Source organism: Gilliamella apis (assembly GCF_002142155.1).
Classification (GTDB): Bacteria; Pseudomonadota; Gammaproteobacteria; order Enterobacterales; family Orbaceae; genus Gilliamella; species Gilliamella apis.
Window position 1 is genome coordinate 88,490 of the sequence record NZ_NASD01000007.1, and the last position, 12,869, is coordinate 101,358.

8 protein-coding genes are annotated in these 12,869 nt (G+C 31.6%); 3 read left to right on the forward strand and 5 right to left on the reverse strand.

Annotation, left to right across the window (positions count from 1 at the left end; all coding sequences use genetic code 11):
- Positions 1 to 68 precede the first annotated feature (68 nt).
- From B6C84_RS05095 to B6C84_RS11630, 3 genes are read left to right on the forward strand one after another with little or no spacing between them, the layout of a single operon-like run.
- A complete protein-coding gene (locus B6C84_RS05095) occupies positions 69 to 1,220 on the forward strand; it encodes a merozoite surface protein 3b (protein ID WP_065579346.1) in 1,152 nt (383 codons plus the stop codon).
- Complete coding sequence (locus B6C84_RS05100; RefSeq protein WP_086319867.1) at positions 1,220 to 2,590, forward strand: DUF6384 family protein; 1,371 nt, start codon at positions 1,220 to 1,222, stop codon at positions 2,588 to 2,590. Before B6C84_RS05095 ends, B6C84_RS05100 begins: the two co-directional genes overlap by 1 nt.
- A gap of 3 nt (positions 2,591 to 2,593) precedes the next feature.
- On the forward strand, positions 2,594 to 4,021 hold the full coding sequence (locus B6C84_RS11630) for a coiled-coil domain-containing protein (protein ID WP_086319865.1): 1,428 nt from the start codon (positions 2,594 to 2,596) through the stop codon (positions 4,019 to 4,021).
- Positions 4,022 to 4,135: 114 nt separating this feature from the next.
- On the opposite strand, the gene B6C84_RS05110 is transcribed toward B6C84_RS11630, so the two are convergent.
- The 5 genes from B6C84_RS05110 to B6C84_RS05130 form a co-directional block, all read right to left on the reverse strand.
- Positions 4,136 to 4,417 carry a YciI family protein gene (locus B6C84_RS05110; RefSeq protein ID WP_086319863.1) on the reverse strand — a complete coding sequence of 94 codons (282 nt, stop codon included), beginning with the start codon at positions 4,415 to 4,417 and terminating at the stop codon, positions 4,136 to 4,138.
- 152 nt (positions 4,418 to 4,569) lie between these two features.
- On the reverse strand, positions 4,570 to 5,151 hold the full coding sequence (locus B6C84_RS05115; RefSeq protein ID WP_086354232.1) for a DUF2867 domain-containing protein: 582 nt from the start codon (positions 5,149 to 5,151) through the stop codon (positions 4,570 to 4,572).
- An 851-nt stretch (positions 5,152 to 6,002) separates the two neighbouring features.
- Complete coding sequence (locus B6C84_RS05120; RefSeq protein WP_086319907.1) at positions 6,003 to 9,290, reverse strand: type I restriction endonuclease subunit R; 3,288 nt, start codon at positions 9,288 to 9,290, stop codon at positions 6,003 to 6,005.
- An 18-nt stretch (positions 9,291 to 9,308) separates the two neighbouring features.
- On the reverse strand, positions 9,309 to 10,601 hold the full coding sequence (locus tag B6C84_RS05125) for a restriction endonuclease subunit S (protein WP_086319906.1): 1,293 nt from the start codon (positions 10,599 to 10,601) through the stop codon (positions 9,309 to 9,311).
- Positions 10,594 to 12,687, reverse strand: a complete 2,094-nt coding sequence (locus tag B6C84_RS05130; protein ID WP_086319905.1) for a type I restriction-modification system subunit M — start codon at positions 12,685 to 12,687, stop codon at positions 10,594 to 10,596. Before B6C84_RS05130 ends, B6C84_RS05125 begins: the two co-directional genes overlap by 8 nt.
- Between the last annotated feature and the right edge of the window lie 182 nt (positions 12,688 to 12,869).

Sequence of the window (12,869 nt, forward strand, 5' to 3'; positions counted from 1 at the left end):
TAAACAATATATTAAGATATAATTTAGCCAATTTGCCGATGTAATAATAAACATTAAAGGATTTAGAAATGTCTAGTCAGGTCATACCTTATATTGATAGAGCAGTACAATTATTAAATAAAATCGGAATTATTATTAAACCACAAGCCGATGCCCCAATTTTAAAGTTATTGGATAATGTTGCAGAGATTGATAAAAATCGAGTTATAGCAATAGCACGAACTTTACAACAACAAAGTGCTTTTAACCAAGTAGTTCGTGAACAAATTGATGGCGTTGAAGTTTCACAACGTTATACCAAAATTGTTAATCATTTTGATAGTATCCGAACGGATATGGAAAAGATGCTAGGTTGGCTGGATGATGGTCGATTAGATTTTTTTGAAAAAATAAAAATAGGTTGGATGAAACTACAACGAGGTTCTATTCCTGATCGATTCAACCTTATAAAAAAGACATATTTACAAGTATCACAAGAAACTGGCAATCAAATTGAACGTGAACATATTATTCTAAATGCTTATCAAGACTTTCGATTTGGATTGAAACAAGCTCAAATCACCGCCGAAGAATTAGTTCAAATAGCAACTGCTCGTCTTGAAGAATGTAAAGATAAATTATCTTTAGCCATTAACGATGTGGATAATTTTAAAGAAGATGATCATGTGGCAAAAGCGCGTTTAGAGCTTATCCGAGATGAAGCATTACGTAATGTCCAACAAGAAGACAACCGTTATCAAATAATATTGGATTTAGCCAATAATTTAACCGTTTCTTATAATTCAGCAGAAGCCGTTTTTGCCCGTATACAACAAACAACTTCAGTGAAAGAAAGAGTTTATCAACAAAGTGTTAGCTTTTTTTCCACCAATGAAATTGTCTTTACTGCATTAAGTGCATCAATCACTTCCTTAACTGGTTTAAGCGAAAGTACTAAAACGTTAGAAGCGATGAAAGATGGCATGAATAAAGGTATTGAAAGCATTGCTTCTGCGGGTAATAAGCAATTAGAAGAAAGTTTACGTGCTGGATATAGCTCAACCATTAAAGCGGATTCGTTACGTGCTTTGGTCGATGCAATTGTCAATTATCAAGAATCAAGTCAGCAGTTAATTATCGAATTACGTAATGAATCAATTGATAATGCGAAAGAGATAGATCGTATTGTTGAAGACGGTAAACAACGCTTTAATAATATTATTTTAAAGGCTAATAATTAATGTCAAATATTAAGCTTAGTGACCAACTAGGTGCAATGGCAATCATTGACGAACTTTATCAAAAGCAACAATTATTACTTGAGCACCTTGATCATAACGCTTTGCGTACAAACTTAGCAGAAAATATAAAAAATTATTATCAAGCTAAGGGGCAAATTGTTAATGATGAAATCATTGAGAAGGGAATTAATCTTTGGTTTAACAAAAGATTACAATTTATTGCACCTAAACGTAGTTGGTTAATTCGTTTTTTTGCTTTTTGTTACATAAAAAGAAATATACTTTATCCTTTTATTGGGACGATCTTAGTTATTTTATTGTTGATCAACTTCAGCATATTAAAAAATATTCTTAAAATTTATGATAATATCGATACGACTTATAGTCATTTTTTATCTCAAAAAAATACCTTAAATGATCTTAACAATAAATTTTTGCAAATTGATAAACTTCCAGTTTACTTTGCACAAGTTCCTGTAAAAAAATTAAAAAAATCAATCACTCAATTACTCAATCAAGAGATTAATCTTCCTGTTACTGAATCAACACAGATTTCATCGCTAACGATTGAGATGAATCAGAAAACACTTAATGATCTGAAAGAACTTGATAACTCAATCGCTTCTTCTTTACCTGAGATCACCAGACAAATAACAGAATTAAGTGAATTACTTGAAAAGGATAAAAAATTAGCCAACTTAATTCAAAGTGAAGAGTTTATAGTGGCAACTAAAAAATACCCTATTTTACAAATTTCTGTTGATAAAATTCTTGATAATCTTAATCAAGGACAACAAGATATTGATGTTAAACCAATAGAAACACTTTATCATTCCGTTGAGCGTGCTGAAGCTCTTGAAAATAAAATTTTATCTGATACTAAACAACTACAAACATTAAACGTACCTAACTCTGATATGAGTGAGGTTATTGCTTTACAAAATGCCTTAAGTTCTGATTTAAAAAATTTGAATTTTGAGCATGTCGAGCATTATCAAGAAATGATGGCTTATTATATTAAACTGGCACAAACCAATTTAACGTTAACCATTGTTGATCATCCAAATTATAAATCAGGAGTAGAGCGTACTCATGACAATACTAACGGTAAATCTTGGTACTTGATTGTCAGACCAATGACAACCAATAACCATTCAGATTCATTATGGGTACAAAGTATTGAAACTGGAGAATCAAAATTGGTAAATACATTTGGTCAACAAGTCACTTTAGAAAAATATAACAGTGTTAAAGCCGATAAAATGCAAGATGGGCATATTGATAACAATAAACTCTGTGCTAAACCGAAAGGACGTTTAATTTTCAATTGTCCAAAATCAGTGAAATCAGGTAGGATTTTAGAGTGGTAAACCATGCAGACCAAAATAGTTGAAAATAACATTTACGAACAAGCACAAGGGATTAAAGTCACTTTAGATATGGCTTATCAAGAAAGGCAAGATACCCTTGATAATATTCTGAATTTAAAGAATGAACAGGCTATTATTTATCAAAAAATTGCTGCCATCTATTTAAAAGAATCACCGGAAAATGGTGATTTTCAAGTCCAAAATATTATTAAGCAATTGCAAGGACTATATAGTGACTTAAATAGCAAGCTTAGTAAATTAGAAAAACAAACTAGTCAATATCAACAGCAATTGACAAATACTCTTGCAAAGTTAGATGAACTTACCACCCAAAAGGTGCTACAACTGGAAAGCGATCCTGATTACGTTTCATCGTTTAATCGTTTTACTATCGAACAAGAAAGTTTAGAAAAAGTAACCAAAGATTATGAAGCATGCCAAAAGGAGTTCTCAAAAAAATTAGCCGAGTACAGTAAAAATAGCTATTACAATTATTTAATCAAGAGAAACTATGGCGAAGATAATTATAAGGGTCGTTGGATTTTTAGACATCTGGATGAATCGCTAGCTGATTTTGTTCATTTCAATAAAAATTATAAAAACCAAAAAATACTTGAATCCTTAATGAAAGAATCGCAATTTAAATACGATAATCAGAAAAAATTATACGATTTGGCATTAAAACAAAAAAATAGCAAAGAACAACACGTTGAAAACAGTTTGAAGCTGCCGCAATTAAAAACTGAATTAGCAAAAATTGAACATGATTTAGCTAAAGCTGAGCGCCAAAAGCAAGAGGCTTATAATACATTAAATGACACACAATCAGGAGACAGCATTCAGTTTAAAAATTTATCTTCAAAACTGGGTAAATTATTGCAAAATCAGTCACTTAAAAAACTTGAACAGCTAACCTTACAAACTAAATCCAAAGAAGATGATATATTACTTAAAAGAATTCCTGAATTAGGTAAACAAATAAAACAACTTGAACAACGTATTCCTCATTTTCAACAATCAATTGGCAAACTTGAAGATATTTTTATTCGCTTTAATCAAACATTGAATTTATTTAGGCAAAATAATATACCTAGTTCTTTTTATGAATATAAAATTTCTTCAAAAACACTTAATAACCTACTAAATAATTTAATAGAATATGGTGATTCTCCTGAAAAAATCGTTATGGAGCTTCTAGCTAGACGCGTGCTAAGAAATAATACAACTTCCTCAAGTACAGATAGTGGCTGGTCGATATCTAGTAGCTCAAGTTCATCATCTTCTAGGCGCTCAAGTAGCTCATCATCAAGCTGGTCATCCAGTAGTAGTCGAACTTCATCAAGTTCTTCAAGCTCCTCATCCAGTGGGAATGGTTATTCATCGAGCTCTTCATCAGGTGGTGGGGGATATCGTACTACGGATAGTTTTTAGATAGAAAAAATTAGTTTTATTGAAGTAAGTTTTTTAATATTTCCTAAATTATTCGATTAAGTAGGTGCATTGAATGCAACCTACTTTTAACCCATTAAATCAGATAATGTAAATTTAATTACTTAATAAGTTAGAAGAAATTTTATTCGCTTGAAATAAAGTAAATTCTAAATCAACAAGATCATAAATACAAAACGGATCTAATTTCATCATATTTTTAACTTCTTCAAGTGAATCACTCATTACTACAATAATCGCACCTGTTTTATCCTCTAAAGGACCAGACGCGATAAACTTATTGTTGGCAAAATACTCATCTAAAAATTTATTATGTTCTTCAAATTTAGCTAACAATTCTTCCAAAGGTTTTTTAAACTTAAAAGTTACAATTATCATTATATATTCCTTATATATTTTAAATTATTTAGGTAAATCTTTAGCTAAATTTTTCAGAACTAAAAAGTTTGGCTTATTATGATCTTTAATCATAAAAAATTAACGATGTTTAATTGTGCAATCAAAAAATCAATCCGGATTTACTAGTAAATTCATTTTTTAGCTTTAAGATTTTTCAATAATCTATTAACTATCAATGGATGTAGTACAGACACTGGTGCCATATATAACTTGCCGATAAAATTATGATTTTTGACTGATGTAATTACATATAATTTATTTTGTTTATCATTATCTTCAATTAAACAAAGATGTAAACAAACATCTAGATGATGATCTCTAATGATTAAAGTTAATTTATTTTTTTCTAACTCCATCACGTTAAAAAAATGCACTATATCACCAATATTAGGTATATTTTCACTTAACTGTTCAAAACCTTTTATTGTTCTAATTCCTACCATTCTGGCTAAAAAATCCCTCATCTGAAACAATATTTTAAGCCATTTAGGTTGAGATTGAGTCATTATTCTATAAGAATCATAAGCAGAAATATCACAAGGAATAGAGGTTGTTTGATAACTTAAATAATCAATATCTTCCGCAATTAAAGTTACCTGATGGTTTAATAAACTATTTAATTTATTAATAATATTTGTTTTCTTAGCATCCATCACTAACTCAATTGGCAAGTAAATAAAATTATTAGCTAATTTTGCAGTAAGATTATACATTTATCAATCAATAACATATAAATAGTTATTACTTGCAGTTTTATTTAATTTTAGTTATTTTTCTACCAAACACCCGTTGAGGTATTAACGGAATTTAATGGCGCAACACGGCCATTTTTTTATTATATCCGTATGCCAAATACCTACCGCTGAATGTAAGGTTATTTGTTGATAGTTTAATAGAATATATGAGCATAACAAAATAAGGTTATATATAATTAAATAAAAAAACTATTCGACTCTATAGTAGAAATATAACCGGTTCATAGTTGGGACTTACTTCTTTTAAATTGTGTAGTCGATACCAAACTTCTGATCTCAATAAGAGTAGATAAGACGATAAAATAGATAGGTATAAAGAAACAATAAAAAGATTGTCATTAGTCTATAATTTTAGAATTTTCTAATTTATAAATGATAATTCGAATTTGAATATTTTTCACTTTGGAATGAGTTTGGAGCGGAAAACGTAATCCATATTACCTCTACAATCTATTGAATAAGTTATATTTATTATTGATCAAGCTATCCTTTGGACTATATTCTGGACTAAATAGCTTTTAGTTACAATAATTTTATTTATATACTTAAATGGATTACAAAGAGTCGTAAATAATACTAAGTTATTTTATACAAAAAGAAAATATTTCAATAATATAATCTCCATAATTGGTACTAACAGCGTGGAGTCATAATAACTCAGTTACATTTATCTTCCGATTTTTCTGGAAGGTCATTACAATTTAGTGAAGGTCATATTTATCAATTAACTTAATTGAATGTCCTTCATATAATTTAACATATCAAGGTGTATATCAGTTGGAGTTATGTGTGGTTAAAACACTCACAAATTATGCAGCCCATTTTTTATGATGAGCAGCAAACTCTATAACAAGCTCAAAAACTTTATCGCACTTTTCCTTGAACTCAAGACGGTTATAGCTTTCTGGCAAATTTTGATCAAGTACTTCTTCAATGGCTGTTTTTACTTTTAATTGAGTTTGACCATCTTTCCACCAATCTTGTACTAAAACTCTAGGGTGACGTTCTAATAATTTTATAATCAGTTCTTTTGCTGCAAGTTTAACTTTTTGTTCTTCAGCTTTAGTTAGTTTATCTTTTTTGAGTAAATCATAAAGTTCAAGTTCATCTTCCGTTAAGCCTTCACTTATATGGCGCTCATCTTCTTGCTTCATACTTTCAGTAAATGCCATCAAATCATCATAATAATTTTCTGTAGAAGAGCCACCAGCATTATAACGATCGACAATTTGCTGTAATTTTTGTGCGAAATCTACTCGAGTATGATTAGCTTCCAACATTCGTCGTAATTTATCTTCAATAAATGTTTTTAGCTCTGCAATCTCAATATGTTTATATTGAGTCTCAGCAAATTCTTCTTTAAGTTTTTCGACATTAAGCTTACTGAGATCCCACACTCGGTTCTTTTGCACTATCTTGTATTCGGCTTGGTGTTCCCTAACAGCAAATTTCTCACCGTTATCAACAACCATGCTTTCATCTAATAGTTCTGCAATTTTTTCATTAACATCATCAATATCAGCTTGGTTAATATGTGTGTCCACAATCCCACGTAAATATTGGATAATAGCAATTAAAGGGCGTTGCTCTTGATCTAATACTTCAGGTTTACTAGCTTCATAAAGTGAAGAGATAGTATTGTCATATACATAAAAAGTTTTTCGCCATTCATCTTTACTTAACAAGATATCGGCATATTGTTTAAATAGAGTAATATTCTTGAAAGTATTTTCTGTGTTAATAATGCTATAAAGATCAATATCGCAGGTTTTACACCAAGTAGCTGCTTGTAAAATTGCACTATCTAATAAGCTAAAAAGTACTGATTTCTCTTGTACAGGAGGTTCTGTATCATCCCCTCCTAAGGCATAATCGCGTAACGCTTTTTTCATATTACGGAATACATTATAGTAATCGACGATTTCGCCATTACGTTTTTCGATTAATTCCCCGTTATAGCCTCTAATACGATAAGCAGCTACGCGATTTGCCCGTGCAATAGTTTGCATGAGCGTATGATCTTTCATTGGCTTATCTAAATATAATGTTGATAAAGTTGGTGCATCGAAACCAGTGAGCCACATAGCACAGACAAATACTAACTGCAAAGGATGTTCAGGGTCTTTAAAATTATATTCAATATCATGCCCATGCTCATCAATCTGCTCTAAGCGTTTAATATGCGGTTTAATATCCAGCTTTGCTTTTTCAAAGCGTTCTATATCAGCATTTGGATCGCTAATAACAACAGCCATTTCAACCCGCTTCATGTAGTCGATAATTTTTTTGAAACGAGCTTTTTCAATCTCATTGGCTGTAGTTTTAACTAAACCACGTAATCGCTTTATTTCTGCTTTCCAATGAGATTGAACTTTATTGTATATTTTGACAGCAGTGAACTTATCCAGTGTGACAACCATTCCTTTACCAAGATAGCCACGACGAGGAAAATGGTAGACAATATCTTGAGCTAGTGTTTCTAGACGGTCATCTCGAACAATTATCTGTATTTCTTTAGCATATGTTTTTTCTAATTTTTCTTGCTGGGCGTCATCAAGTTTTTCTTCTTCTAATAATGTATAAAAATCCTCGCTGAGATCATCATTTTGAATAAGCATTTCTGGAACACGTTTTTCATAGTAAAGGGGCACTGTTGCACCGTCTTCCATAGCTTGCTTAAAGTTATATTCTGATACATAGTCACCAAACCATTCACTAGTTTTCCGTTTCTTACCTAGTAGAGGAGTACCTGTAAAAGCAATAAAATGTGCACCTTTTAATCCCCTACGCATATTTTCAGCGAGGTCTTTATACTGAGTACGATGTGCCTCATCAACAATAACTATAATTTCTCGCTGTTCTTTGACGGGATCAAATAAATGAGGATAAGTTTTACCCTTAGTAAAACGGAATTTTTGAATGAGGGTAAACATCACTTTTTTATTTTGACCAAGAAACTTACGCATTTCTTCTGCATTGGCAGGCTGAGCAGCGTCTTTCTCATTTACTGTACCCGTATTTAAGAAATTACGATAAATTTGCCCATCTAAATCTTGTCGATCAGTTACTACTACAAAGCTAAAATTACCCGTTACTTTCCTTAAAATCTTACGTACATAAAATATCATGGAAAAGCTTTTACCTGAGCCTTGAGTATGCCAAAAAACTCCTAGCTTACCGTCTAGTTCATCACGTTTTAAAAAGCGATTAAATGCTTGATTAACCCCCATAAACTGATGATTTTGAGCAATAATTTTTAGATTATCTTTATGAAAAAGAATAAAGTTTTCTATATAGTCTAAAAGACGGTTGGGGTTACATAAACCATCGATAACACGTTCTAGGCTAGTACCTGCTTCAGCAATATCCTTACGATTAATAGTTTCTTTTTCATCATCTACACGTAACCAATTAAAGAAATGTTCCCAACCAGCAGTAAAACTGCCTATTTTGGTTTCAACTGCATTAGAAAGTAGGCAAAAGACATTATAATTAAACAATTGGGGAATATCGTGTTTATAGCTAGTTAAATTATCCTCATATGCTGAGCGAAGCTTGATATTAGAGTTTTTTAGTTCGATAAATACTAAGGGTAACCCATTAATATATAAGATAATATCAGGACGACGATAAGCAGCAAAAGGAACTTGTACAGTTGATTTAATCCATAATTGAGTGACTGCTAGGTAACTATTGTTTTCTTTCTGATTATAGTCAATAAGTTTAACAAACTCTTGTTGTTTTATACCTTTACTGTCTTCATATATGACCGGTACGCCGTTACGAATAAAATTATCGAGTTCTTTATTAGCTATAACTGGGCTCATCATATTACGATGATCAATGATTTTAGATAGTACCTGAGCCTCAATTACATCGATAGGAATTGTAGGATTTAAGGTAAGGCATGCCATACGTAAACGATCAATAAGTACTACATCACGTTTATCAGAACGATTAGAACCATCATTTAATGTTTCAGGGTTAGGTGTAAAGCAATTTAATATATCAAAGCCATAAAGGTGTTGTAGGCTTTGCAATAATGCTTGTTCTATATCGTCTTCACTGATGAAGTTTTTTACTTTACCTTTTACCATAAGTAGTTCCTTTTTTATCTAATCTACTTTACCTTCTTCTTGCTGCATACTAGGAGGAAATGCGATATCTAAATTTTCTACTGAAAGTTTTCCTGAGATTAGACGTGGGAGTAACATATTTTTATATTCTCTCAAAATCTTATTTTGTTTCATTATAATCTTTATTTCTTGAAATAGTGGATCAACTATTGATGTATATTTTTTAATAATAAACTCATTAGCAATTAATACTTCAAATCGTTTAATTAAATCTTGGCTCAAGTTTTGTTGAGCCGCACCATGAGAGTATTGTATAAGATGGGGTTGTGCATACTTAATTAAATAATAATTATAATGATATGTAAAATAATCCAATTTTGGTAAGAAGGCACAACAAGCCTGATTAGTTGCTGCAGGTTCAGCTAAAATTGATATATCTGGCATTGCGCAATACATTGCAATCACAATAGTATTTATTGGGAAAATTTTCGCAGATGATGACTCTAATCCAGATAAGGTTATTTTTTCTTCACTTTCAAATGCGAATATGCTTTTTAACTCTCCTGTTTTAAGCCAGTTTATTTTTCCATTATAATTTCTTATATCTTTTCTAGAGGGTGTTCCCCCTGAAGCAGTATCGAAAATATTACCCAAGGATTTGACAGACCAACCTTTTGGAATACCTTTTTCAAATTTGATATCTTGATATCCTGGAAAACGAAAATGTACAAACCATTCACGATAAATTTCTTCAGCCATTTTTTCTAATAATGCAATACGTTTATTATTATTTTCAATAAGATCGTCATATGTAGACAAAATTGCAGCAATTTTGCGTTGATAAGAAATATGGGGGAAATAATAATTAAATTTTTTTAAATCACTAAGAGCCATCCTTACTTGATTTGCACTACCTTTTGCTCTTCCTTCAATATATCCCTTAAATAGTATTGTTTTTGTCAGATAAAAAAAGTATCTGGAATTAATTTTATTAGTATCTTTATTTCTGAGGCACACAGCATTTTGGTTTAAAAAAGAACCGTCAAAGTCTTTAGGAATTCTCGATGTGCGTCCAACAACTGACCCTTGTTGTGTTGGATGAGACCCTACTGTTGCAATGACAACATCTCCTTCAAATAATTTATGCTTTTGGTATTTTTCATATTTAGACCATGGCAAATAGCTATCATCTTTTTTTCTTTCAACGCCACTATTCACTAGGTTCGTAACTTTAACAACATGAATACCTTCTAGGGAATATTCATTTTCATTCCATGTGCCACCATTAATAAATTCAAAACACTGTTCTAAAAATAGTTTTGTTTCATTCATCGCAGAGAGCCTTAATATTTTTTGAAATGATTATTTCAAGAGTCTGGGCGGCGGCAGTCAATTGTTCTAATTCATCTTGTGTTTCAAGAAGCATTGAGATAAATTCTTCTTCAGTTTTCCCATCCTCTTCAATTACTACCCCCACATATCGTCCAGGGTTAAGTGAATAATCCTGTTCTTTAACTTCATCAGGTGTAGCTAACTTACAAAGTCCAATAACATCTGTATATTCTGCATTTGGAAAACGTTCATGTAACCAGTTAATATGCTTAAAAAAGCTTTCTGCATTTTTTAAAGCTTGGTGTAGTTGTTCTAATGCTTCTTTTAATTGCTTAGTTTTTCGGTCGGTTGTAGTACGTTTACCTTCAGCATGAGCTATATCTTGTTGTGTTTTCTCATGTTGACGTACATTTTTATCTAGTTGCTTTAAACTATTATGTAATAATTTAAAGAACGGCTGGAAAGTATTTGATAGTTCTTGTTGTGCTTGATTTACTTTATCAATATATTTGTTATCAGTAAGCTTTCCTTTTATATGGGATTGGTAATTTTGATATTCTTTCTGTAATTGAGCTATTTCTTGCCAGTTTTCAACTAATTCATCTACAGTATCTTTACCTATTTGTTCTCCTAATACTTCAAGTAGCTTTTCACTGATAGGAACAATTTGTTGTTCACTTATTAGCAGTAGCTGCATTCCTTTACCAAAATAACTGTCTATTAAACGAATAAATGCTGTACGATTACCTTTATGTAACTTACTAATAATGGCAATATTATGAATCTGTTCTTCGCTAAATTCACGGTGGGCACGATCAATTTGAGTAAAGATATTACGTGCATCGATAAATAGAATACGGCTATCTTGTTTAGCTTTATCAAAAAACCATAATGTTGCTGGTAAGGTTACCGTATAGAACATATTGGACGGTAAAGTAAGCATCCCGTAAATTAAATTATTTTCAATTAAGGTTTGTCTTATATCAGCTTCCGAGTGACGTGCATCACTAGTGGAGTTAGCCATAACTAATGCTGCACGTCCTTTATCTTTTAATGAGGTGGCAAATAGGTTAATCCATAAGTAATTGGCATTGGGTACAGTTTCTTTACCTTCTTCACTTTTTTTAGGTTTGGTTTTATTACGTGGGATACCATAAGTATTAAAACGTTCATCTTTCTCTACAGTAGCAATTGGCACATCGTCAACATTAAATGGAGGATTAGCCATCACAAAGTCAAATTTTCCGAAGCTATTAAATGGATCTTCCGCATAGCTATTAGCTTGGCGAATATCACCACGTAATCCATTAACTGCAAGGTTCATTTTAGCTAATTTTACAGTATCTAAAGTCTTTTCTTGACCATAAACAAATAATTGATCTTGCTCATAGCTTTGCCCTAAAGCTATAAGTTCGCGGCGATGATCATCAATAAAATGCTGTGATTGAACAAACATACCACCTGAGCCACAAGCTGGATCGTATACTGTACCTTTATAGGGCTCGATTATTTCAACCATTAATCTAACCACTGAGGTAGGTGTGAAGAATTCGCCACCACCTTGGCCTTCTGCTAAGGCAAAGTTACCTAAAAAGTACTCATAGATTTTGCCTAAAACATCACCACTTGCATCACGAGGAATATTAGAAAATGCCTTTAATAGTTGCGAAGGTAATGTTTTATCGGTTCGGGCAAGAGGAAAATACTCGTCTTTAGGTAATACCCCATCCAATTCAGGCTTATAACGCTCAATATCTTGCATTGCTTCTTTGATTTTTTTAGCAACATTTTCTTCATCGGGAAGATTTAGCAAATAGTCATAACGAGCGTGATCGGGTAGATAAAAACCACATTTTTCAATAGCAACATCACTGATTGGTTTTTCTCGGCGAGTACCTTTTAGCTTGTTATACTCATCAAGAATGGCTTTTTCAGCTACTGCATATTTGTTATCAGCAAATTTCAAGAATATAAGCCCTAAAACTGGTGTGGCGTATTCACTAGATTTAAGGTCGCTGTTTGCTCGTAGATTGTCGGCAGCAGCCCATAGATCGTCTTCTAATTGTTTTAGTTGTTCCGCGTTCATTTAGATCTCTAATTTCTGTAAAATTATAATTGAAAATATTGTACAGTAAAAAAATAATAATCCTATATTCAATATTTAGTTATCGTCGAAAGATTTTTAATGTAAATATTTTAGAAAACATATGGAATTATATTTTAATTATTATGGTTATTTTTGAGGGATTAATTCGACTTCTGGCTAAG